The following is a 24,603-nucleotide window of genomic DNA, read 5'->3' as shown; positions in this document are numbered from 1 at the left end:
CTTTTTGCGTTTATACGCTGCACAAACTGATCCCCCATCACCCTGCTTATACGGTAAACTACCTGCGTTTTTGCATCAGGATAGCGTCTATGAACCACTCCCTTAAGCCCTGGAATACCTTTGGCATTCAACGCAATGCTAATCAAATTGTACGTGCCGATACTGCACAGCAGCTGCTGGATGCATGGCAAAGCGCAACAGAAAAAAACGAACCCGTACTGATTCTGGGCGAAGGAAGTAATGTCCTGTTTCTCGATGATTTTGCGGGAACGGTGATCGTTAACCGCATCATGGGAATTGATGTGGAAGAGCGTGCCGACAGCTGGCACTTGCACGTGGGGGCTGGTGAAAACTGGCACCACCTGGTGCAGTTTACCCTCGAAAAAGGGATGGCGGGTCTGGAAAACCTTGCGCTTATTCCAGGCTGCGCCGGATCGTCACCCATTCAGAACATCGGCGCCTACGGCATCGAGCTGAAACATGTCTGTGAATATGTCGACTGCATCGAGCTGGCGACCGGAACGGCGACGCGTTTAACCGCAGAACAGTGCCGTTTTGGCTATCGTGACAGTATCTTCAAACATGAATATCAGGATCGCTACGTGATTGTCGCCGTGGGTTTGCGTCTGTCGAAGAACTGGCAGCCCGTATTGACCTACGGGGATTTAACGCGTCTCGATCCGGCTACCGTTACCGCACGCGACGTTTTTGACTCTGTTTGCCATATGCGGATGACCAAGCTTCCCGATCCCAAAGTTAACGGAAATGCAGGGAGCTTCTTTAAAAACCCGGTCATCAGCGGCGAAAATGCGAGACGCTTTCTGGAGGAGTGGCCAACCGCGCCACATTATCCTCAGGCGGATGGCAGCGTGAAGCTGGCGGCTGGATGGCTTATCGATCAATGCCAGCTAAAAGGCACTTCAGTCGGTGGGGCAGCCGTTCACCGACAGCAGGCTCTGGTGCTGATTAACCAGCGCGATGCAACCAGCGACGATGTGGTACAGCTGGCTCACTATGTTCGCCAGCGTGTGGGCGAAAAATTTAACGTCTGGCTGGAGCCAGAAGTCCGCTTCATTGGTCGCACAGGTGAAGTCAACGCTGTGGAGACTATCGCATGAAGGACAATACGGTCCCGTTAACCCTGATTGGTATCCTGGCGGATGGTGAATTCCATTCCGGCGAGCAGCTGGGTGAGCAGCTGGGCATGAGCCGCGCCGCCATTAACAAGCACATCCAGACGCTCCGTGACTGGGGGGTGGATGTATTTACGGTGCCCGGAAAAGGCTACAGCCTGCCGGAGCCGATTCAGTTGCTGAATGAAGACGCGATCCGCAGCCAGATTGGACACGGCAACGTGGCGGTGCTGCCGGTGATTGACTCGACGAACCAGTATCTGCTGGATCGTCTGCCTGAGCTCAAATCCGGCGATGCCTGTGTTGCTGAATATCAACAGGCCGGTCGCGGCCGTCGTGGCCGCAAGTGGTTTTCACCCTTTGGCGCTAACCTCTATCTGTCCATGTACTGGCGACTCGATCAGGGCCCGGCCGCTGCCATTGGCCTGAGTCTGGTCATCGGTATCGTCATGGCAGAGGTGCTGCACGATCTGGGTGCGGATCAAGTGCGTGTTAAATGGCCTAACGATCTGTACCTCAACGATCGTAAACTTGCCGGGATTCTGGTCGAACTGACGGGCAAAACGGGCGATGCGGCGCAAATCGTCATTGGCGCGGGCCTCAATATGGTGATGCGCAATGTCCAGAATGACGTGGTTAATCAGGCCTGGACTAACCTCCAGGAGGCGGGGATCGCCATCGATCGTAACACCCTTGCCGTACGTATGATTAAAGAGCTGCGCAGCTCGCTCACGCTTTTTGAGCAGGAAGGGCTGGCACCGTTCCTGTCGCGTTGGGAAAAGCTGGATAACTTTATCAACCGCCCGGTGAAATTGCTGATTGGTGATAAAGAGATCTACGGCACTTCCCGCGGTATTGACGCTCAGGGCGCGCTGCTCCTGGAGCAGGATGGCGTGATCAAACCCTGGGTGGGCGGTGAGATTTCTCTGCGGAGTGCCGAATAACCGGATGGAGTGAATGATGCGAAAACCCGTCTGCGCGACGCTGGCCGTCATGATGAGCTTGTTGTTCTCACCCCTCTCTCAGGCGGGACAGGCCTGGGAGAGTTACAAAGCACGCTTTTTCAAACCGGAAGGCCGCATTGTCGATACCGGCAATGGCGGCGTGTCGCATACGGAAGGTCAGGGCTTTGCCATGCTGATGGCAGTCGCCAACGACGATAAAGCCACGTTCGATAAGCTCTGGCAATGGACAAACCGTGAGCTGAAGAACAAAGAGAACGGTCTGTTTTACTGGCGCTATAATCCCGCAGAGTCCAACCCGGTCGCTGACAAAAACAACGCCGCCGATGGCGATGTGCTGATTGCCTGGGCGCTGCTTAAAGCCGATGCCCGCTGGCATGACAAACGCTACAGCGCCGCATCGGATGCCATTACAAAAGCGCTGGTTGCTCATAGCGTCATCCGTTATGCGGGTTACCGCGTGATGCTGCCCGGCGTCCAGGGATTTAAGCTTGACGGTGAAGTGGTCCTTAATCCTTCCTATTTTGTGTTTCCGGCCTGGCAGGCCTTCGCCGGACGCAGTCATTTGCCGGTCTGGCGCGATTTGATTAAGGACGGGAAGCACCTGTTGGGGAAAATGGGCTCGGGTAAAGCGAATCTGCCCGCTGACTGGGTCTCGCTGACATCAGATGGCAAGCTGGAACCGGCCAAAGGCTGGCCGCCGCGGATGAGCTATGACGCGATTCGTATTCCGCTGTATCTTGCCTGGTCTGATAAGCAAAGCCCACTCCTGACGCCGTGGAAAGCGTGGTTTGGGCAATTCCCCCGGGAGCAAACGCCCGCCTGGGTTAACGTCACCACTAACGAATATGCGCCATACATGATGGAAGGCGGCCTGTTGGCCGTGCGTGATTTAACGATGGGGCAGCCTTCCGGAGAACCCGAAATCACCTCTAAAGACGACTACTATTCGGCAAGTCTGAAAATGCTGGTGTGGATTTCAGCGCAATAATAACGCACTGGCTATCCCCTCTCCCCGATGGGGAGAGGGTTAGGGTGAGGGGGAAATCAGTTACTGCGGATACGGTACCCAATCCCCGCCGTTCAGGCGAACGTACGGTTTGTTCTGATACTGAATCACCACCGCGTTGGCGTTCTCGGAGACTTCTGCCGTTTGCGGCAGTTTGCTGGTGAGCTGATCCCAGTTCACGCTATCTTCCACAAACAGCTTCCCGTCAACGGCACGGGCAACCAGTTCTGAGATTGCCAGATAGCTGGTCGGCTGGGTGATTTCAATCGGTGCGCCCTGATGGGGTGCCTTCATCCCAAAGAACTTAATGCCAGCAGGCACGTTGGTAATCGACGGGCTTGGGATGTCACGCAGGCCTGACACCTGCATTCTGTCGCCTTTCAGCGCGCCACCGTGCTCAGGCACCACAACCACCATTACTTTACGGCCTGATTTTTCCAGCTCCGTAAAGAACGCGTCCAGCTCGTCGAAGAATTTCTGCGCACGCACTTTATAATCCGCCGTTTTGCTCACGCCCGGGAAGTGGTTACCGTCGTGGAGCGGCAGGGTGTTAAAGAACGTCGCGCTGCGTGGATTACTGTCTTTTTCGATGGTCTGCAGCCAGCGTTGCAGGACGGCGGAATCGTCATAGACGGGCGAGCCGTCGAAGCCCAGCAGAGAGACAGGAAGACCGGTTTGATCCATCAGCGGTGCCTGCATCCCCCCCTGTTCGCGCACCTCTTTCAGGAAGTTGCCGAACTGGCCGTTATGCCCCAGCATCAGATGCTGCGTAAAGCCCAGTTTGGCGAGGTTATCGAACAGATAACACTGGTTGCCGGCGGGTTGATACAGATTCTTATGCGATGCCTGACCGCAGCTTGCACGCAGCAGGCGGATGGCCGCCGGGCCGCTGTACGAGGTGGCAGAGTTGAAATCTTTAAACTGAATGTCGAAATGAGACCACAGCGGATGAGACATCAAACCTGCAGCGTCCACGTCTGCCCAGGAGAGCGAGCAGATGTTGATCACCAGCAGTTCAAACGGCTGAGCATCCGCCGGCAGCGCATCCGGGAATTTCGTCTGTCGCTTGTCTTCCGCGGTATAGAAACTGGAGAGCCAGGCGTTCAGGTTTGTGGAGGTCGGCGGTGCGGTCTGGGTTGGGATATCGCCCACCACAGGCGTATCGCCTGCCGTGGTGACGGTGGCCGCCGCGCTTCCCCCGGTGGTGGTCACCGTGGTGGTCGGTTGACCGGCAGGCCACAACGAAAAGTTTGGCCCAGCCAGCGTCAGCACGTTAAGCCAGATCATAATCGCGACGACAAACACTGTGACGCGGATCCACTGTGACAGGAACAGCCAGGCAACCAGCAGCACAAATACCGCGCCTATCATCTGCCAGTTAATAAACCGCTCGGTCAGATCGAGGATATAGCTGGCGCTAAAGCCCGCCACCTGTGAGCCCTGGCTCATAATGCTGTCCGGCCCCGGTAACCAGGTATCATGCCAGAACAGCGCAAAGCCGAGAGGGATGGCTATCCAGTGACGTAAGCGATGCAGCCTGATATTCGGCAGGGGCATCAGCAGGAAGGCCATAAATACCAGGTTAAGAAGCGGATGGAAATTCAGATAGCCTGCCCACAGCAGACCAAACTTCACCAGAAAGTAGAAGTTCCAGCCGGAAAGGCCGCGCCAGTATTGCCAGAGCGGCGAGGGTGACGAAGCGGTATAGGTAGAATTAGTCATGTTTTCGGTCTGCCTTGACGTGTGATGCCCGTGTCAGTGTTCCGGCTGGTTTTACATAGCGAGGTTTTATAAACAGCACTCTGGCCGTATCACGGATACGACGTATGGAATGGCGTGCATAGTAGCCAAGCGGGAAAAAGATCAGCGCACAGACTATAACCAGTTGAATGATATCGCTGATATTCATGATGGTGCGTTCTCCGCGTTGTCCGTTAATAAGCGAAGGGGCTCCGGAACCCGACGCCAGACATGTCCATCATGTCTGGCATTGAGGATCGGTTTCGCATCGCTCTTAATAGCGAGCGGTTTAGCCCATTGTTCAGGCTGGAGCGCACGCATCTGCACCAGCTCTGCGCTGATTGTATTATCTTCGAACCAAATCATACGGTTCGAGAAAATATCCCCGGTAGGCAGGGGGAAGATATGGTTAAGCGCCGTATCGAGATCGTTTACCCGGCAGAAGGACAAAAACAGCACCAGGCGATTGTCGCCAATGGTCATGATGTCACCCGTACGATTGGGGCGACACAAGGTGAGAGCCTGTTCGACGCGGATACCGGGTACAGGACGCAGGGCAACCATAACTCCTTTTCCGTCAGCGGGAAGAAGCGTATTGCTCATCATGTTACCGACGGCGTCGCAGAAGGTATCCCATTTTTGGTATCCACGCAGCTTCATCGGCTGCGTCATAGAGAGCAGCGTAGAAATGTCTTCCGGTACATGGCGGCTAAACTGCTGGCCCTGAACGCTTTCGATCAGCGTCAGGCAGCGTGACAGCGGCGCGTTCCAGGGAATGACCATATTTGCACCACAGCCCAGAAGCAGACGCTCATCGGTGGCGCGCAGGCTGGTATTGTTTTCGCGCACGATGATTTTTAACGCGCTTCCGCGCTGGCGGCGCAAGGTGTGGATCTGTCTTGCCAGCGTCTCAATCTGGTTATTCTGCATCAATGAGAAGATAAGGGTTGCCGCCTGGGTTGTGCGGGCTTCGTGGAAAAGGTCTTCGTTAGATTCAAACAGCGACCAGTTTTCCGACAGGGCGGGCGCCCCTTCTAAAACCGCGATATGGCTCAGGATGCGTTTTTCATCACTGCGCGGCTGCACCACGGTTTCTTCCTGCTGTGCCAGGTGCCACTTACCCTCGATGTGTTTCAGCGTAAGTTGTTGCCTGGCGCTCACGCCTTTTTCATTACACCAGAAGGCAATATCGTAGAGATAGCTGCCCACCTGGTCACGAACGCTTGCCAGACCGAACAGGGAACGATATTCACCCATTAAAAGTGAGAACAGCTTGTCATTATTACTGCCGGGATTGACTATCAATAGCGTGCAATTTTGAAATTTTGCCCATTTATTGATTTTTTCCAGCCACGGCAGCAGTTTTTCAGCAGGGATATTTTGCAGGACGTTATTTGCACATTTAAGGATCACCAAATAGTGATCCGGATCAATAGTGCACTGAACGTCGCGGGACAAAAAGTATAGACTATCGGCATCCGATGTCATGGAAAATAATCGCACCGTCTGAGGCCCGCGATCGTTTTCCAGCGTGATAATTTTCTTCGGATCTTCGCCCATGCTAATGACGGCCACGCGGGAATCCTTATCCTGGGCAGCAATTGTCTGGTTTACCAGACTGATAGCATCTTCATTCCGGTCCGTATTAATCCACCAGACTCCTCCGACTGGCATGTGGCTCAATTCGTCCCATAATGACTGGATGCCAATAGAAAATATGGAGTCCACGGTGTCCCTCTTTTCGTCTAATTTATCTGTATCTCAGTTTACTAGCGAAAGCGTAGAAATAAACCTAACATTGAAATTAAAGAACATCAGATTTAGCATGTAAATGAAATTTGTCAGGGCAGGAAGCCCCGCAACTTCTTTAGCGTGCGATTTTCCTTAAAGGGATGGAAAAAGAATGGATAATAATGAACCCGGTACCCCAGTCGACTCGACCCTGGGTTACACATTCCAAAACGATTTTCTGGCGCTGACGCAGGCCTTTTCTTTACCTGAAATAGATTACACCGATATTTCCCAGCGGGAACAGTTGGCCGCGGCTATTAAACGCTGGCCGTTATTAGCTGAATTCGCCCATCAACAATAAGGGAGCCATTGATGGCCATACTCGGATTACAGGGTGTCCGTGGGGGTGTGGGTACCACATCTGTTACCGCGGCACTGGCGTGGTCATTACAGCTTTTAGGTGAATCGGTGCTGGTTATTGACGCCTGCGCCGATAATTTACTGCGTATGTCGTTTAACGTCGACTTTACTCGCGAAGAGGGCTGGGCCCGCGCGCTGCTTGACGATAAAGACTGGCAGGATGCAGGTTTGCGCTATACCTACCTTCTTGACCTGCTGCCGTTTGGTCAACTGACCACCACGGAACGCGAGAATGAAGCCGCCTACCAGCGCCTGTTTTCGCAATTTACGCTGGCGCTGCAGAGCCTGAAGGAAAAGGGACACTACAAGTGGATCCTGCTGGATCTGCCGCACGGTGCCGGCACGCTGACCCGACAGCTTATCGCGCAGTGCGATCATGTCCTCTCGATCGTTAACGTCGATGCGAACTGCCATATCCGCCTGCATCAGCAGGGGCTACCTCAGAATGGCCATATCCTGATTAACGATTTGCGCATAGGCAGCCAGATCCAGGACGATCTGTATCAGGTCTGGCTGCAGAGCCAGCGCCGCCTGCTTCCCATTGTCATCCATCGTGATGAGGGCATGGCGGAATGCCTTGCGTCGAAGCAACCGCTCGGCGAATACCGCAGCGATTCACTGGCGGCAGAAGAGATCCTGACGCTGGCAAACTGGTGTCTGCTGAACTTCGCCAACCGGGCGGAGCATGCAGGGAGTGATGTATGAGTCGTCTCGCCAGCTGGTTACTCATCCCACCGGTCAGTTCGCGTTTGAGCGAACATTACCGGCATTTTCGCCGTCACGGCGCGTCGGCATTCAGCGCCGCGCTCGGCTGTTTCTGGATGATTCTGGCCTGGATGTTTATTCCACTCGAACACCCGCGCTGGCAGCGCATACGTGCCCGGCACAGTGAACTGTATCCGCACATTAATCCTGACCGGCCGCGTCCACTGGATCCGGCGCGTTATCTCATTCAGGCCATCTGGCTGGTGGCGACCTCATCCCGCGCGGAGATAAAAACGCCGCACTGGCGGAGCTTCTCCCGCGTGCAGCAGTTACGTGAACGCTACCATCAGTGGCTGGACAGGCTCCCCAACAGCGTCAGCGATAAGACCAGCCATCTGGATAACCACAAAGAGCTCGGGCATCTCCACCCGGGCTTGCGGCGTTTTATCCTCGGCGTGATCGTTGTGTTCTCGCTCATTCTGGCGCTGGTCTGTATTACGCAGCCTTTCAACCCTCTGGCGCAGTTCACCTTCCTGATCCTGCTGTGGGGCGTGGCGCTGCTGGTGCGCCGAATTCCGGGCCGCTTCTCGGCGCTGATGCTGATCGTGTTGTCGCTGACCGTCTCCTGCCGCTACATCTGGTGGCGTTATACCTCGACGCTGAACTGGGACGACCCGGTGAGTCTGGTGTGCGGCCTGGTGCTGCTGTTTGCTGAAACCTATGCCTGGATTGTGCTGGTGCTGGGCTATTTCCAGGTGATTTGGCCGCTCAACCGTCAGCCGGTTCCGCTGCCAAAGGATACGACCCAGTGGCCAACCGTCGATCTCTTCGTGCCGACCTACAACGAAGACCTGAGCGTGGTGAAGAACACCATCTATGCCGCGCTGGGCATCGACTGGCCGAAAGATAAGCTTAAGGTCTGGATCCTGGATGACGGCAACCGTCCGGCGTTCCGCCAGTTCGCGGAGGAGGTCGGCGTCGAATACATCGCCCGTCCGACGCATGAACACGCTAAGGCGGGGAACATCAACAACGCGTTGAAGTATGCCACCGGGGAGTTTGTTTCGATTTTTGACTGCGACCACGTGCCGACGCGCTCGTTCCTGCAGATGACCATGGGCTGGTTCCTGAAGGAGAAAGAGCTGGCGATGATGCAGACGCCGCACCACTTCTTCTCGCCGGACCCGTTTGAACGTAACCTTGGCCGCTTCCGCAAAACCCCGAACGAAGGCACGCTGTTCTATGGGCTGGTACAGGACGGAAACGACATGTGGGACGCCACCTTCTTCTGCGGCTCATGCGCGGTTATCCGCCGTAAACCGCTGGACGAAATTGGTGGTATCGCCGTCGAAACGGTCACCGAGGATGCGCACACCTCGCTGCGCCTGCACCGTCGTGGCTATACCTCAGCCTATATGCGCATCCCGCAGGCAGCTGGCCTCGCAACGGAGTCACTGTCGGCGCACATTGGCCAGCGTATTCGCTGGGCGCGCGGCATGGTGCAGATTTTCCGTCTCGATAACCCCCTGATTGGGAAAGGGCTCAAGCTGGCGCAGCGTCTCTGCTACGTCAACGCCATGTTCCACTTCTTGTCCGGCATTCCGCGGCTGATCTTCCTGACCGCGCCGCTGGCGTTCCTGCTCCTTCACGCTTATATCATCTACGCCCCGGCGCTGATGATTGCGCTGTTCGTTCTGCCGCACATGATCCACGCGAGCCTGACGAACTCGAAGATACAGGGTAAATACCGCCACTCCTTCTGGAGTGAAATCTACGAAACGGTGCTGGCCTGGTACATCGCGCCGCCGACGATGGTGGCGCTGATTAACCCGCACAAAGGTAAATTCAACGTCACCGCGAAGGGCGGGCTGGTGGAGGAGGAGTACGTCGACTGGGTGATCTCCCGGCCGTATATCTTCCTGGTGCTGCTGAATATCGTGGGCGTCATTGCGGGTATCTGGCGCTACTTCTACGGTCCGGAAAACGAAATCCTGACCGTCTTCGTCAGTATGGCCTGGGTCTTCTACAACCTGATTATCCTCGGCGGCGCGGTGGCGGTGTCGGTGGAGAGTAAACAGGTTCGTCGCGCACATCGCGTGGAAATCTGCATGCCAGCGGCGATTGCCCGTGAAGATGGCCATCTCTTCTCCTGTACCGTGCACGACTTCTCTGACGGCGGTCTGGGGATCAAAATCAACGGCCAGGCGAAGGTGCTGGAAGGGCAGAAAGTTAACCTGCTGCTTAAGCGCGGTCAGCAGGAGTATGTCTTCCCCACGCAGGTCGTTCGCGTGGTGGGCAATGAAGTCGGCCTGCAACTGATGCCGTTGACCAAAAAGCAACATATCGATTTTGTGCAGTGTACGTTTGCCCGCGCGGATACGTGGGCTCTCTGGCAGGACAGCTTCCCGGAAGATAAACCTCTGGAAAGCCTGCTGGATATTCTGAAGCTGGGGTTCCGTGGCTATCGTCACCTTGCAGAATTTGCCCCGTCGTCGGTGAAATTAATTTTCCGGTCACTTACTTCGCTGGTTTCCTGGGTCGTGTCGTTCATTCCTCGTCGTCCTGAGCGGGATGAGGCGAAGCAGGCGGACCCGGTTATGGCTCAACAATGATGATAACGCGATGAAAACAAAACTTTCCTGGTTATGTGCAGTGGCAATGGGGATAAATGCGCTCCCCGCAACAATGGCTAACGCGGCCCCGGGTAACGCAGCGGCAACGCCTGCGCCAACCGTACCTGTCGTCGCGCAAGCAACCGATCCGGTTGTCACCGCGGCACCCGGTCAAACGGAAAACATCCTGCCGAACCAGCCAACGGAGGGGAATACCCTGCCGGCAGACGGCCAGGTCATCGGGCAGGTCATGCCGGGCGTCCGCGGGGCGAATGCGCCCGTCGTTGCGGACAATGCGCCGTCGCGTGACGTGAAGCTGACCTTCGCGCAAATTGCGCCGCCTCCGGGCAGCATGGTGCTGCGCGGCATCAACCCTAACGGCGGCATTGAATTTGGCATGCGCAGCGATGAGGTTGTCTCTAATGCGGTGCTAAACCTTGAATACACGCCGTCACCGTCGCTGCTGCCGACCCAGTCTCAGCTGAAGGTCTATCTGAATGACGAGCTGATGGACGTTCTGCCGGTCACCAAAGAGCAGCTCGGCAAGAAAACGCAGGCTCAGGTGCCGATCAACCCGCTGTTCATCACCGACTTTAACCGTATTCGCCTGGAATTTGTCGGTCACTACCGCGATGTCTGCGAAAACCCGGCCAGCAACACGCTGTGGATGGACGTCGGGCGTAACTCCTCGCTGCAGATGACCTACCAGTCGCTGGCGCTGAAAAACGATCTCTCAGCCTTCCCGGTTCCGTTCTTCGATCCGCGTGATAACCGTTCGCTCACGCTGCCGATGGTGTTTGCCTCTTCCCCGGACGTGACCGAGCAGCTGGCGGCCACCATTGTGGCGTCCTGGTTTGGTTCACGCGCGGGCTGGCGCGGCCAGAGCTTCCCGGCGATGTATGACAAGCTGCCGGACAGAAATGCCATTGTGTTTGCCACCAACGCGAAACGCCCGGCTTTCCTGCGCGATCATCCGGACGTCAACGCGCCGACCGTTGAGATGATAAGCCACCCGGAAAACCCGTACGTGAAGCTGCTGGTGGTCTTTGGTCGTGATGATAAAGATCTGGTGCAGGCAGCAAAAGCCATTGCCCAGGGCAACGTCCTGTTCCGTGGCAACAGCGTGGTGATAGATGAGGTCAAGCCGCTGCTGGCGCGTAAACCTTACGATGCGCCAAACTGGGTGCGTACTGACCGTGCGGTCACCTTTGGCGAGCTGAAAACCTATGAAGAACAGCTGCAGGCGACGGGGCTTGAGCCCGCGCCGATTAGCCTGTCGCTGAATCTGCCGCCGGATCTCTACCTGCTGCGCACCAACGGCATTGATATCAATCTGAACTACCGCTATACCGCGCCAGCCACCAAAGACAGCTCGCGCATGGATATCAGCCTGAACAACCAGTTCCTGCAATCCTTCAGCCTGCAAAGCACGCAGGATACGAACCGCCTGATGCTTCGCCTGCCGGTGCTGCAGGGGCTGCTGGACGGTAAAACGGATGTCTCCATCCCGGCACTGAAGCTGGGCGCGATAAACCAGCTGCGCTTTGATTTCCAGTACATGAACCCGATGCCTGGCGGCTCGGCGGAAAACTGCATCACCTTCCAGCCGGTGCAGAACCACGTGGTGATTGGCGATGAGTCGACCATCGACTTCTCGAAGTACTATCACTTCCTGGCGATGCCGGACCTGCGCGCGTTTGCTAACGCGGGCTTCCCGTTCAGCCGCATGGCCGATCTCTCTGAGTCCATTGTGGTGATGCCGAAAGCGCCAAACGAAAGTCAGGTCACGACCCTGCTGGACGCCATGGCGACCGTTGGCGGACAAACAGGATTACCGGCAATTAACGTCACGTTGACGGACGATGGCAGCCAGATTCAGAACAAAGACGCTGACATCATGGTGATCGGTACCATTCCGGATAAGCTGAAGGATGACAAACGTATCGATCTGCTGGTGAAAGCGGCCCAGTCCTGGGTTAACACGCCGCTGCGCCAGACCGAATTCCCGAGCATTATGCCGGATGTGAACGACCGTCAGGCCAGCGCGCAGACGACGATAACGTCTCAGGGGGCAATGGCTGCGGTGGTGGGCTTCCAGTCACCTTACAACGAACAGCGTAGCGTGGTGGCTCTCCTCGCGGACAGCCCGCGCGGGTATGAACTGCTCAATACGGCCATGAACGACAGCGGTAAACGTGCCGCGATGTTTGGTTCCGTGTCGGTGATCCGTGAGTCCGGCGTCAATAGCCTGCGCGTGGGCGATGTGTACTACGTAGGCCATCTGCCGTGGTTTGAACGCCTGTGGTATGCGCTGGCTAACCATCCGGTTCTGCTCGCTATCCTGGCTGCGGTTAGCGTGGTCTTGCTGGCATGGGTGCTGTGGCGTCTGCTGCGAATCATCAGCCGTCGTCGTCTGAACCCGGATGAGTAAGATGTGATGAAAGCCTTTCGCTGGTGTGTATTAGCAGCGGTGATGCTGGCGGCGCTTCCTCTTCGCGCCGCCTGTACCTGGCCTGCCTGGGAGCAGTTTAAAAAGGACTACATCAGTGAGGGCGGGCGTGTCATTGACCCCAGTGACACGCGCAAAATTACGACCTCGGAAGGGCAAAGCTACGCCCTGTTCTTTGCCCTGGCGGCGAACGATCGCCAGGCCTTTGACCAGCTGCTGACGTGGACGCGCGATAATCTTGCCAGCGGCGATCTCAACGACCATCTGCCTGCCTGGCTATGGGGGCAGAAAGATAAAGAGACGTGGGCGGTGATTGATACCAACTCCGCCTCTGACGCCGATGTCTGGATCGCCTGGTCACTGCTCGAAGCGGGTCGGCTGTGGAAGCATCCGGACTATACCCGCATGGGTAAAGCGCTGCTGAAACGCATTGTCAGCGAGGAGGTGGTGAAAGTCCCGGGGCTTGGCGCAATGCTGCTTCCCGGCAAAGTCGGCTTTGCCGATGAACACGCCTGGCGCTTTAACCCCAGCTATCTTCCTCCGCAGCTAGCGGCTTATTTCACGCGCTTTGGCTCCCCGTGGACCCAGCTTCGTGAAACCAATCTGCGCCTGCTGCTGGAGAGTGCGCCGAAAGGCTTTTCGCCGGACTGGGTGCAGTATCAGAAAAACAGAGGCTGGCGGTTACAGCAGGAGAAAGCGCTGGTGGGCGGCTACGACGCCATCCGCGTGTATCTCTGGGTGGGCATGATGAGTGATAACGATCCTCAGAAAGCCCGGTTGCTGACGCGCTTCCAGCCGATGGCGGCAAAGACCATGAAACGGGGTGTGCCGCCGGAGAAAGTGGATGTGGCGACGGGGAAACGCACCGGCGACGGCCCGGTCGGGTTCTCTGCCGCTATGCTGCCGTTTTTACAACAACGTGATGCCCAGGCGATTCAGCGCCAGCGCGTTGCGGACCATTTTCCCGATAACAATGCCTATTACAGCTACGTGCTGACGCTTTTTGGGCAAGGATGGGATCAGCATCGTTTTCGCTTCACCGCAAAAGGTGAATTAATACCGGATTGGGGCCAGGAATGCGCAAGTTCACAGTAAATCTACTCAGTTTATCGCTTGGCCTGGCGCTTATGCCGTGGGCCCAGGCCGCTAACTCTCCGCAGCAAAAACAGCTGCTGGAGCAGGTGAGGCTGGGCGAATCGACACAGCGTGAGGATTTGGTTCGTCAGTCGCTCTATCGCCTTGAGCTGATTGACCCGAACAACCCTGACGTGATTGCCGCACGCTTTCGCTACCTGCTGCGTCAGGGCGATAACGCCGGCGCGCAAAAAGAGCTGGATCGTCTGAAAGGGATTGCGCCGGGTTCGAGTGCGTACCAGTCATCACGCAACACGATGCTACTTTCTACTCCGGATGGCCGCCAGCAGCTCCAGCAGGCGCGACTGCTCGCCACTACGGGGCACACGCAGGAGGCGATTGCCGCCTATGACAAGCTGTTTGACGGCAACCCGCCGGGTGGCGACGTGGCGACGGAATACTGGAACGTCGTGGCAAAAGATCCTGCTCGCCGCGGCGCGGCCATTAACCAGCTCAAGAAAATAAACAGCAGCAGTCCCGGAAATACGCAGCTGCAGGCGACGCTGTCCCAGCTTCTGTTCCAGAGCGGACGTCGTGATGAAGCCTTTGCGGTATTGCAGGAGATGGCCAAATCCACCAATGGCCGCAGCCAGGCGTCTGATATGTGGTATGACCAAATCAAAGACCAGCCTGCCAGCAGCGCCAGCGTCAGCGCGCTGCAAAAATACCTGAGCGTATTCAGCGACGGGGATAGCGTCGCGGCGGCGCGTGCCCAGCTTGAAGCGCAGCAAAAACAGCTCGCCGATCCGGCGTTCCGCGCGAAAGCCGAAGGGCTGGCGGCGGTGGATGCCGGGCAGGGAAGTAAGGCGGTGGCGGAGCTGCAAAAAGCCGTTAGCGCCAACCATGCCGACAGTGAAGCGGTGGGCGCCCTTGGACAGGCGTATTCCCAGAAGGGCGACCGCGCCCGCGCGGTGGCACAGTTTGAAAAGGCGATTGCCCTCGATCCCCAGAGCGATAATCGGGGTAAATGGGACAGTCTTCTGAAGGTTAACCGCTACTGGCTGCTGATCCAGCAGGGTGATGCGGCGCTGAAGGCGAATAACCCGGCGCAGGCAGAGCGTTACTATCAGCAGGCACGCAATACCGACAATACCGACAGCTATGCCGTGCTGGGGCTGGGCGACGCCGCCGCGGCGCGTAAAGATAACGACGCGGCGGAGCGTTACTATCGCCAGGCGCTGCGGATGGACAGCGGCAACAGCAATGCGGTTCGCGGCCTGGCCAATATTTACCGCGCGCAGTCGCCGGAGAAGGCTTCGCAGTTTATCCAGTCTCTCTCCGCCAGCCAGCGCCGTAGCATAGACGACATTGAACGTAGCCTGACCAACGAACAGCTCTCCGCCCAGGCCGAACAGCTTGAGAACCAGGGGAAATACGCGCAGGCAGCAGACATTCAGCGTCGTCGTCTGGCGCTCTCTCCCGGCGACGTGTGGATAACCTATCGTCTTTCGCGCGATCTCTACAGCGCGGGTCAGCGCAGCCAGGCGGACACCCTGATGCGTCAGCTTGCCCACCAGAAACCGTCCGACCCGGATCAGGTTTATGCTAACGGGCTCTACCTTTCCGGAAACGATCAGGACCGGGCCGCGCTGGCGCATCTGGAGACGCTACCGCGCAGCCAGTGGAACGGCAATATTCAGGAGCTTGCCGACCGCCTGCAAAGCAACCAGGTGCTGGAAACCGCCAACCGCCTGCGCGACAGCGGCAAAGAGCAGGACGCAGAGAATCTCCTTCGCCAGCAGCCGACCTCCACCCGTATCGACCTCACGCTGGCGGACTGGGCACAGCAGCGTGGCGATCTGGACTCGGCGAAAACGACGTACAACGCCGTCCTGCAGCGTGAGCCGCAGAATGAAGACGCGCTCCTCGGCCTGACCGAGATTTACAGCGCGCAGGGTAACAAAGATGCCGCGCGCGCGGAGCTGGCGAAGCTGCCCGCCGCGCAAAACGGCCAGCCGCTGTCGCTCAATATGCAGCGCCGCATCGCGATGGCGCAGGCGGGTCTGGGCGATGCCGCTGCCGCAGAGCAGACCTTCAATAAAATTATTCCGCAGGCTAAATCGCAGCCTGGCTCTATGGAAAACGCGCTGGTGCTGCGTGATGCCGCACGTTTCCAGGCGCAGAACGGCCAGCCTCAGCAGGCGCTGGAAACCTACAAAGATGCGATGGTATCGACGGGTATCACCACGACGCGTCCGGCTGACAACGACAGTTTCACCCGTCTGACGCGTAACGATGAAAAAGACGACTGGCTGAAGCGCGGCGTGCGCAGTGATGCCGGTGAGTTGTACCGTCAGCAGGATGTTAACGTCACGCTGCAGCACGATTACTGGGGCTCCAGCGGTACGGGCGGTTATTCCGATCTGAAAGCGCATACCACCATGCTCCAGGTGGATGCGCCGCTCTCTGATGGGCGCATGTTCTTCAGAAGCGATCTGGTCAATATGGATGCCGGGTCATTTGATACCAGGAACGGGACTTACGATCCTAAATGGGGAACCTGCTACGAAACGCCGTGTAGCGGGAACACCCATCAGTCAGACAATGGCGCGAGCGTTGCCGTCGGCTGGCAGAATAAAACCTGGGCGATGGATATTGGCACCACGCCAATGGGCTTTGACGTCGTCGACGTGGTGGGCGGCATCAGCTACAGCAGCGATTTGGGGCCCATCGGCTATACCGTTAACGCACATCGTCGGCCAATCTCCAGCTCTCTGCTGGCCTTCGGCGGGCAAAAAGATACCAATACCGGCACCACCTGGGGCGGTGTACGCGCCACCGGTGGCGGCGTAAGTATGAGCTATGACAAAGGGGAAGCGAACGGCGTCTGGTCAAGCCTGAACGCGGAAACGCTGACGGGTAAAAATGTGGAGGATAACTGGCGCGTCCGCTGGATGACGGGTTACTACTACAAGCTCATTAATAAAAACAACGAGCGCCTGACGGTCGGCGTGTCCAACATGCTCTGGCACTACGACAAAGACCTGAGCGGTTATACCCTGGGCCAGGGCGGCTATTACAGCCCGCAGGAGTATGTCTCCTTCGCCTTGCCGGTGACATGGCGTAAGCGCACGGAAAACTGGTCCTGGGAGCTGGGGGGCTCGGTCTCCTGGTCCCACTCTAAAACCAAAGACGAGTTGCGCTACCCGATTCAGAATCTGATCCCGACCGATGAGCCAGACCGCTATACCGACCGGGGCGCGATGGAAACCGGCAGCAGTTCTTCCGGTACGGGTTATACCGCACGGGCCATAATCGAGCGGCGGGTCACGTCCAACTGGTTTGTCGGCATGGGCGTGGATATCCAGCAAGCGAAAGACTATACCCCAAGCCACGCGCTGATCTATGTGCGCTACTCTGCTGCAGGCTGGCAGGGCGATATGGACTTACCGCCGCAGCCGCTTATCCCTTACGCGGACTGGTAATCGGATTTTCCTTAATCCATTTGTAAGTCTCTCTTAATAGCGCGGCAATCGGGTATACTCAGGCGCGCCAGGTTTACACCCTGGCGCGCCCTGCGCTTCGAGTTTTGTGGAGAGTCATTTTGCGTGTCAGCCGTTCCTTAACAATCAAACAGATGGCGATGGTCTCTGCCGTCACCATGCTGTTTGTCCTGCTCTTCTGCGTCATTTTGCTGTTTCATTCCGTACAGCAGAATCGCTATAACACGGCTTCGCAATTAGAAAGCATCGCCCGCTCGGTACGCGGCCCGTTGTCTGCCTCCATCCTGAAAGGGGATATCCCCGAGGCGGAAACCATACTGAAACGCATTCAGCCAGCTGGTGTTGTGAGCCGGGCGGACGTCGTGCTCCCCAACCAGTTTCAGGCGCTGCGGATGAGCTTTATCCCGGAACGTCCCGTCCCGATGATGGTGATGCGCCTGTTTGAACTGCCGGTGCAAATTTCGCTTCCCGTCTATTCGCTTGAACGCCCTGCGAATCCTCAGCCGCTGGCCTACCTGGTGTTACAGGCTGACTCCTACCGCATGTATAAATTCGTCATGAGTTGGGTGGTTACGTTGGTGACCACTTGCTTACTTATGACGCTTATTCTCAGCGTGGCGCTCACCTGGTGCATCAACCGGCTGATTGTCCATCCCCTGCGCCGTATCGCCCGCGAGCTGAACACGCTCGCCCCGCAGGATCAGATGGGACACCAGCTTGAGCTGCCGCGTCTGCATCATGACGATGAGATCGGCATGCTGGTGCGCAGCTATAACCTCAACCAGCAGCGCATCCAGCGTCAGCAGGATGAACTGAACAGTAGCGCTACCCGTTTTCCGGTATCGGAGCTCCCCAATAAAGCCTTCCTGATGGCGATGCTGGAGCAAACCGTTGAGCGCCAGCAAACCACCGCGCTGATGGTCATTGCCTGCGAAACCCTGCAGGACACGGCTGGCGTGCTTCAGGAGAGCCAGCGCGAAATGCTGCTGCTCACCCTGGTGGAAAAGATCAAATCTGTCCTTGCCCCGCGCATGGTGCTGACTCAGGTCAGCGGTTATGACCTGGTGGTGATTGCCAACGGCGTCAAAGAGCCCTGGCATGCGATTACGTTAGGTCAGCAAGTACTCACTGTCATTAATGAGCGGCTACCGATTCAGGGTATCCAGCTTCGCCCGAGCGCCAGTATCGGGATTGCCATGTTCTATGGCGATCTGACCGCGGAACAGCTTTATCGCCGCGCCTTCTCGGCGGCCTTTACCGCCCGGCGCAAAGGCAAAAACCAGATCCAGTTCTTCGACCCGGCGCAGATGGAAAAGGCGCAGCAGCGCCTGACGGAAGAGAGCGACATCCTGACCGCGCTGGATAACCGCCAGTTTGCCCTCTGGCTGCAGCCGCAGGTGGACCTGCAGACGGGAGAGGTGAAAAGCGCCGAGGCCCTGCTGCGTCTGCAGCAGCCGGATGGCTCATGGGAGCTGCCGGAAGGGCTGATTGAGCGCATCGAGTCCTGTGGCCTGATGGTTACCGTTGGCTACTGGGTGCTGGAGGAGTGCTGCCGTCAGCTTGCCGCCTGGCAGGAGCGTGGCGTGACGCTGCCGCTGTCGGTCAACCTGTCTGCCCTGCAGCTTATGCACCCGACCATGGTTTCAGAGATGCTGGAGCTGATCCATCGTTACCGCATCAAGCCTGATACGTTAACCCTGGAAGTGACGGAGAGCCGACGCATCGACGATCCCAATGAGGCGGTCGCGATTCTCAAGCCGCTGCGTAATGCCGGTATTCGTATTGCCCTGGACGATTTTGGCATGGGGTACGCCGGGCTGCGTCAGCTTCAGCACATGAAGACCCTTCCGGTAGATGTGCTCAAAATTGACAAAGCGTTTGTCGACGGACTTCCGGGCGACAGCAGCATGGTGCAGGCGATTATCCAGATGGCGCGTAGCCTCAACCTGCACCTTATTGCCGAGGGGATTGAAACCGACGCGCAACGCGCCTGGCTGGCAGAGGCGGGCGTGGAGAGCGGGCAAGGCTTCCTGTTTGCCCCTGCAGTCCCTTCGGATGTCTTTGAAGAACGATACCTTTCTGGCGCCGATCACCACGCAAAAGCGTAATTTTGTTGCTGGCTTGTGCGAGCCAGCTCAAAGTTCTTAACATTTGTGTTTCAAATTTGAACTGAGTTTATTTCTGTCCTGTTATGTGGGTGTTATTTTAAAGCCGCAGGTTAACCATAACCTTACAAAGCCTGTGGTTTTTCTTCCCAAGGACACCTTATGAAAACCTCACTCTTCAAAAGTCTTTATTTCCAGGTCCTGACAGCCATCGCCATCGGTATTCTGCTGGGTCACTATTACCCTGAACTGGGCGCGCAAATGAAACCGCTTGGCGACGCGTTCGTTAAGCTCATTAAAATGGTCATCGCGCCGGTGATCTTCTGTACGGTCGTCACGGGCATTGCTGGCATGGAAAGCATGAAGGCGGTCGGTCGTACCGGTGCAGTGGCGCTTCTCTATTTTGAAGTGGTCAGTACCCTTGCGCTGATTATCGGTCTGATCATCGTCAACGTGGTGCAGCCAGGCGCGGGGATGAACGTCGATCCAGCGACGCTGGATGCTAAAGCGGTTGCGGTCTATGCCGAGCAGGCGAAGGATCAGGGCGTGGTCGCCTTCCTGCTGGACGTCATTCCTGGCAGCGTCATTGGCGCGTTCGCCAGCGGAAACATCCTCCAGGTGCTGCTGTTCGCCGTGATGTTTGGCTTTGCCCTGCACCGTCTGGGCAGCAAAGGTCAGCTTATCTTTAACGTGATCGAAAGCTTCTCGCAGGTCATCTTCGGCATCATCAATATGATCATGCGCCTGGCGCCCATCGGTGCCTTCGGTGCGATGGCCTTCACCATCGGTAAGTATGGCGTCGGTACGCTGGTCCAGCTGGGTCAGCTGATTATCTGCTTCTATATCACCTGTATTCTTTTCGTGGTGGTGGTGCTGGGCTCCATCGCCCGTGCGACCGGTTTCAGCATCTTCAAATTTATCCGTTACATCCGCGAAGAGCTGCTGATTGTTCTGGGAACCTCCTCGTCAGAATCGGCGCTGCCGCGCATGCTCGATAAGATGGAGAAACTCGGGTGTCGTAAATCGGTGGTCGGGCTGGTGATCCCGACGGGCTACTCCTTCAACCTGGATGGCACCTCGATATACCTGACGATGGCGGCGGTGTTTATCGCGCAGGCGACCAACAGCCATATGGATATTTTCCATCAGATTACCCTGCTGGTGGTGCTCCTGCTCTCCTCTAAAGGCGCGGCAGGCGTGACGGGCAGCGGCTTTATCGTGCTGGCCGCCACCATTTCTGCTGTGGGTCACCTGCCGGTGGCGGGTCTGGCGTTGATTCTGGGGATTGACCGCTTCATGTCTGAGGCCCGTGCGCTAACCAACCTGGTGGGTAACGGCGTGGCAACGGTGGTGGTGGCGAAATGGGTGAAAGAGCTGGATCACAAAAAGCTCGACGATACTCTGAATAATCGTTCAACTGACAGCAAAAATCCTGGCTTATCCTCTTAATCTTGTCACAAATGCCCGTATTCCCTTGTGGGGATGCGGGCTCCTGCGCATAATAACTGTTCATACCTGTCATAATTCGACAAGATTTTTTTTGGGTATATTTCACTTCGGACCGTGACGTTTTGCCGAACGCGCGGTCTAATCGACGTGTTTTCATCGTCATCTTTAAGAGTGAAGCGCGTCGCGAGGCACTCTTTTTTAACCAGGAATGTTGATCAGGGGTTCACATGCAGGGCACAAAAATTCGACTCTTAACCGGCGGTTTGCTGATGATGGCAGCAGCCAGTTATGTGCAGGCAGATGCGCTCCAGCCAGACCCGGCCTGGCAACAAGGGACATTAGCGAACGGTTTTCAGTGGCAGGTGTTAGCCACGCCGCAACGTCCCAGTGACCGTATTGAAATCCGTCTGTCTGTTAATACCGGTTCCCTCACGGAAAGCACCCAGCAAACCGGTTTCAGCCACTTTATTCCCCGGCTGGCGCTCACTCAGAGCGGCAGCCTGCAAGCGGTTCAGGTGCGTTCGCTCTGGCAACAGGCCATCGATCCAAAACGCCCACTCCCGCCGGCGGTGGTCTCGTATGACTACACCATGTTTAACCTGAGCCTGCCTAATAACCGCAACGATCTGCTTAAAGAAGCCCTGACGTATCTCTCCGATGCCTCTGGCAATCTGGCGATTACGCCGGATACCGTCAACTATGCGTTGAGCAACAGCGACATGGTGGCGACCTGGCCTGGAGATACCAAAGAGGGCTGGTGGCGTTACCGCCTGAAAGGCTCGACGTTACTGGGGCATGACCCGGCCGAACCGCTGAAACAGCCGGTGGATGCTGAGCAGGTGAAAACGTTCTATCAGAAATGGTACACCCCGGACGCGATGACGCTGATCGTGGTGGGTAACGTGGACAGCCGCGCGGTGGTAGAGCAGATCAACAAAGCGTTTGGCGATCTGAAAGGCAAGCGTGAATCGCCTGCCCCTGTTCCAACACTCTCCCCGCTGCGGGCAGAGCCTGTCAGCATTATGACGGACACCGTGCGTCAGGACCGACTCTCCGTGATGTGGGATAACGCCTGGCAGCCCATCCGTGAGTCCGCGGCGCTGTTGCGCTACTGGCGTGCCGACCTGGCGCGTGAAGCGCTGTTCTGGCATGTTCAGCAGACGCTCAGTAAGAACAACGTGAAGAATATCGGCCTTGGCTTTGACTGCCGCGTGCTGTTCCAGCGTGCGCAATGCGCCATTAACGTTGAATCGCCGGGCGATAAGCTGAATGCCAATCTGGGCGTCGTGGCGAAAGAGCTGGCAAAAGTGCGTAAAGAGGGGCTCTCTGAAGAGGAGTTCAACGCGCTTGTGGCGCAGAAAAAACTCGAGCTGCAGAAGCTGTTCGCGACCTACGCGCGCGCCGATACCGACATTCTGATCAGCCAGCGTATTCGCTCCCTGCAGAACCAGGTGGTGGACATTGCGCCGGAACAGTACCAGAAGCTTCGTCAGGACTTCCTGAGCGGTCTGACCGTCGATATGCTCAACCAGGAGCTCCGCCAGCAGCTGTCGCAGGAGATGGCGTTGATTCTCCTGCAACCGAAGGGCGAGCCGGAGTATGACATGAAGGAACTTCAGACGACCTGGGATTCCATCATGGCCACCGCGCCGCAGCCAACGCAGTCCGCGACGGCTGATGATTTACATCAGGACGCGACGGATATCCCGCAAGGACAGTAATGGGGAAACATTCCCTCTCCCTGTGGGAGAGGGTTAAGGTGAGGGCTTAAACAGGCATCGCTTCGCGCGGAATAATCGCCCCGCGATACTGAATGACGGTGCTGGCCGTCAGGTGCCCACGCTGTGCCGCGGCTTCCGGTGTTCCACCCGTCAGGCGTACCGCCAGATAGCCCGCGCTGAATGAATCACCCGCTGCCGTGGTATCAATCACTTTCTCTTTGGCCAGCTTCACCGCCGGGACCTCAACTACCGCTTCACCCGCAATCGCGACCAGGCACGAATCCGCACCGCGCTTAATCACCACTTCACGCACGCCAGCCGCCTGCGTACGTGCAATCACCTCTTCTACCGGTTTCTCACCCCACAGGGCGTCTTCATCGTCGAGCGTCAGGAAGGCGATGTCGGTGCATTGCAGCATCTGCTGATAGACCTGCTGCGTCTCTTCACGGCTGGACCACAGGCGCGGGCGGTAGTTGTTATCGAAAATAACCTTACCGCCGTTGGCACGACACGTGCGCAGCAGCGAGAGCAGCTTTTCACGGCTGGCCGGGCTGAGGATAGCCAGGCTGATCCCGCTCAGATAGAGATAGTCGAAGGTCGCCAGCGCCTGGCAGATGGCCTCGGCGGCCCCGCTCTCCAGCCAGAATTTGGCCGCAGCTTCGTTACGCCAGTAATAAAACGTACGTTCGCCGGTGCTGTCGGTTTCGATGTAATAAAGCCCCGGCAGACGGTTTTCCATACGCTGAATCAGCGATGTTTCAACCTGTTCACTCTGCCAGGCCTCCAGCATTTGCTGGCTGAAGCTGTCCGTGCCCAGAGCGGTAACATAGTTCACGGTGAGCGCCTCAGGCGCAACCTGACGGGCAATATAAACCGACGTGTTTAACGTATCGCCACCAAATCCGCGGCTCACTTCCGCGCCTTTTTGTGACAGCTCAATCATGCATTCGCCAATCACGGCAATTTTTTTAGACATAATCGTGAACCTGAACAGAAGAATTAACAGCAGTGTGCGCTGAGTGAATTAACCGGTCAACTATATTAAAACAACGTTCCATTATTTTATTTGAGCCAACGCGTGTTCCTGCGCATTTCTGTCATCTTAATTTCATTTTCCCGGTGAATTGAACATAAAGTTCTCAATTGTCGCGCCGATAATCCTGTGACGAGTCCAGAAAGGCCATCCCAACAACAGGACATCTGAAATGAAGTCAGAGCAGGTTATCCAGCGGCTGAGCACCACGCCTGAGGCAAGTATTGAGAACTTGCAGGAGCATCGCTACTGGCTGCAATGTGAGCGTGCGTACACTTATCAGCCGATATACCGAACAGACGGTCGACTGATGGCCATTGAAATTTTGACCGTCGTAACGCACCCCTCAAACCCTACCCAGCGCATCGCACCGGATCGCTATTTTGCCGAAGTTGCCGTTCGCCAGCGTCTGGACGTGCTGGAAGAGCAGCTCCATATGCTCGCAACGAAGCAGCCCTTTTTCGAACAGCACGATATCCTCGCCTCCGTGAATGTTGATGGTCCCACTCTGCTGGCGCTGCGTCAGAACGCGAAATTGCAGGAGCTGATTGCCACCCTGCCGTGGGTGCGCTTTGAGCTGGTGGAGCATGTCCGCCTGCCGCAGGACTCCTCGTTTGCCTCCATATGCGAATACGGCCCGCTGTGGCTGGATGATTTTGGCACCGGCATGGCGAACTTTTCGGCCCTGAGTGAAGTGCGTTATGACTACATCAAAGTGGCCCGCGATCTGTTCATTATGCTGCGTCAGACCCCGGAAGGGCGGAACCTGTTTACGCTGCTATTACAGCTGATGAACCGCTATTGCCAGGGCGTGATTGTTGAAGGTGTGGAAACGCTGGAAGAGTGGCGTGATGTGCAAAGCTCGCCTGCCGCGGCGGCGCAAGGCTATTTCCTCTCCCGTCCGGTACCCATGGATCGCCTCGATAGCGTGATAACTACCCTCTGATAAGCCCGCTT

At 56.8% G+C, this 24,603-nt stretch carries 17 protein-coding genes; 13 read left to right on the top strand and 4 right to left on the bottom strand.

The features are described 5' to 3' along the window. Positions 1–89: 89 nt before the first annotated feature. From murB to KGP25_RS23195, 3 genes are read left to right on the top strand one after another with little or no spacing between them, the layout of a single operon-like run. Positions 90–1,118 carry a UDP-N-acetylmuramate dehydrogenase gene (gene murB, locus KGP25_RS23205; RefSeq protein ID WP_032653973.1) on the top strand — a complete coding sequence of 343 codons (1,029 nt, stop codon included), beginning with the start codon at positions 90–92 and terminating at the stop codon, positions 1,116–1,118. After that, positions 1,115–2,077, top strand: a complete 963-nt coding sequence (birA, locus tag KGP25_RS23200) for a bifunctional biotin--[acetyl-CoA-carboxylase] ligase/biotin operon repressor BirA (RefSeq protein WP_223539672.1) — start codon at positions 1,115–1,117, stop codon at positions 2,075–2,077. Before murB ends, birA begins: the two co-directional genes overlap by 4 nt. A 16-nt stretch (positions 2,078–2,093) precedes the next feature. After that, entirely contained in the window at positions 2,094–3,086 is a 993-nt protein-coding gene (locus KGP25_RS23195; RefSeq protein ID WP_223540606.1) for a glycosyl hydrolase family 8, read from the top strand. Between the two features lie 60 nt (positions 3,087–3,146). Here the strand turns inward: KGP25_RS23195 and bcsG are convergent, their stop codons facing one another. From bcsG to bcsE, 3 genes are read right to left on the bottom strand one after another with little or no spacing between them, the layout of a single operon-like run. Then, the gene (gene bcsG, locus KGP25_RS23190; protein WP_048226281.1) at positions 3,147–4,826 is read right to left on the bottom strand and encodes a cellulose biosynthesis protein BcsG; all 1,680 of its coding nucleotides are present in this window, start codon (positions 4,824–4,826) and stop codon (positions 3,147–3,149) included. Next, the gene (gene bcsF / locus KGP25_RS23185) at positions 4,819–5,013 is read right to left on the bottom strand and encodes a cellulose biosynthesis protein BcsF (RefSeq protein ID WP_045909071.1); all 195 of its coding nucleotides are present in this window, start codon (positions 5,011–5,013) and stop codon (positions 4,819–4,821) included. The genes bcsG and bcsF overlap by 8 nt, the downstream gene beginning before the upstream one ends. After that, positions 5,010–6,572, bottom strand: coding sequence for a cellulose biosynthesis c-di-GMP-binding protein BcsE (gene bcsE, locus KGP25_RS23180; protein WP_045909070.1), 1,563 nt, complete (start codon positions 6,570–6,572; stop codon positions 5,010–5,012). The genes bcsF and bcsE overlap by 4 nt, the downstream gene beginning before the upstream one ends. Before the next feature lie 175 nt (positions 6,573–6,747). On the opposite strand from bcsE, the gene bcsR reads away from it, so the two are divergent. From bcsR to KGP25_RS23135, 9 genes are all read left to right on the top strand, one after another. Next, positions 6,748–6,936, top strand: a complete 189-nt coding sequence (gene bcsR, locus KGP25_RS23175; RefSeq protein ID WP_008503237.1) for a cellulose biosynthesis protein BcsR — start codon at positions 6,748–6,750, stop codon at positions 6,934–6,936. Positions 6,937–6,947: 11 nt separating this feature from the next. After that, positions 6,948–7,700 (top strand): cellulose biosynthesis protein BcsQ, encoded by a 753-nt coding sequence (gene bcsQ, locus KGP25_RS23170; protein WP_223539671.1) that lies wholly within the window; start codon positions 6,948–6,950, stop codon positions 7,698–7,700. Beyond that, complete coding sequence (gene bcsA, locus KGP25_RS23165) at positions 7,697–10,312, top strand: UDP-forming cellulose synthase catalytic subunit (RefSeq protein ID WP_045909068.1); 2,616 nt, start codon at positions 7,697–7,699, stop codon at positions 10,310–10,312. Before bcsQ ends, bcsA begins: the two co-directional genes overlap by 4 nt. A 10-nt stretch (positions 10,313–10,322) precedes the next feature. After that, on the top strand, positions 10,323–12,743 hold the full coding sequence (gene bcsB, locus KGP25_RS23160) for a cellulose biosynthesis cyclic di-GMP-binding regulatory protein BcsB (protein WP_223539670.1): 2,421 nt from the start codon (positions 10,323–10,325) through the stop codon (positions 12,741–12,743). Positions 12,744–12,749: 6 nt separating this feature from the next. Then, positions 12,750–13,856: a cellulose synthase complex periplasmic endoglucanase BcsZ gene (gene bcsZ, locus KGP25_RS23155; RefSeq protein WP_126534911.1), complete on the top strand. Its 1,107-nt coding sequence runs from the start codon at positions 12,750–12,752 to the stop codon at positions 13,854–13,856. After that, a complete protein-coding gene (bcsC, locus tag KGP25_RS23150; protein ID WP_048027809.1) occupies positions 13,838–17,320 on the top strand; it encodes a cellulose synthase complex outer membrane protein BcsC in 3,483 nt (1,160 codons plus the stop codon). The genes bcsZ and bcsC overlap by 19 nt, the downstream gene beginning before the upstream one ends. 119 nt (positions 17,321–17,439) lie before the next feature. Continuing rightward, positions 17,440–19,446 (top strand): biofilm formation regulator HmsP, encoded by a 2,007-nt coding sequence (gene hmsP, locus KGP25_RS23145; RefSeq protein ID WP_048027807.1) that lies wholly within the window; start codon positions 17,440–17,442, stop codon positions 19,444–19,446. A gap of 159 nt (positions 19,447–19,605) precedes the next feature. Further along, entirely contained in the window at positions 19,606–20,892 is a 1,287-nt protein-coding gene (locus tag KGP25_RS23140) for a dicarboxylate/amino acid:cation symporter (protein ID WP_045909063.1), read from the top strand. A gap of 227 nt (positions 20,893–21,119) precedes the next feature. Next, the gene (locus tag KGP25_RS23135; protein WP_048027805.1) at positions 21,120–22,613 is read left to right on the top strand and encodes a pitrilysin family protein; all 1,494 of its coding nucleotides are present in this window, start codon (positions 21,120–21,122) and stop codon (positions 22,611–22,613) included. A gap of 46 nt (positions 22,614–22,659) precedes the next feature. On the opposite strand, the gene KGP25_RS23130 is transcribed toward KGP25_RS23135, so the two are convergent. Next, positions 22,660–23,589 (bottom strand): sugar kinase, encoded by a 930-nt coding sequence (locus KGP25_RS23130; RefSeq protein ID WP_223539669.1) that lies wholly within the window; start codon positions 23,587–23,589, stop codon positions 22,660–22,662. A gap of 229 nt (positions 23,590–23,818) precedes the next feature. Between KGP25_RS23130 and pdeH the strand changes: the two genes are divergently transcribed. Continuing rightward, positions 23,819–24,592 carry a cyclic-guanylate-specific phosphodiesterase gene (gene pdeH / locus KGP25_RS23125; protein WP_045909060.1) on the top strand — a complete coding sequence of 258 codons (774 nt, stop codon included), beginning with the start codon at positions 23,819–23,821 and terminating at the stop codon, positions 24,590–24,592. The last annotated feature ends 11 nt before the right edge of the window (positions 24,593–24,603 follow it).

The organism is Enterobacter sp. JBIWA003 (genome assembly GCF_019968825.1).
Classification (GTDB): Bacteria; Pseudomonadota; Gammaproteobacteria; order Enterobacterales; family Enterobacteriaceae; genus Enterobacter; species Enterobacter quasiroggenkampii.
The sequence above is the reverse complement of the archived record's forward strand: the minus strand, read 5'-3'. Positions and strand labels throughout refer to the sequence as shown.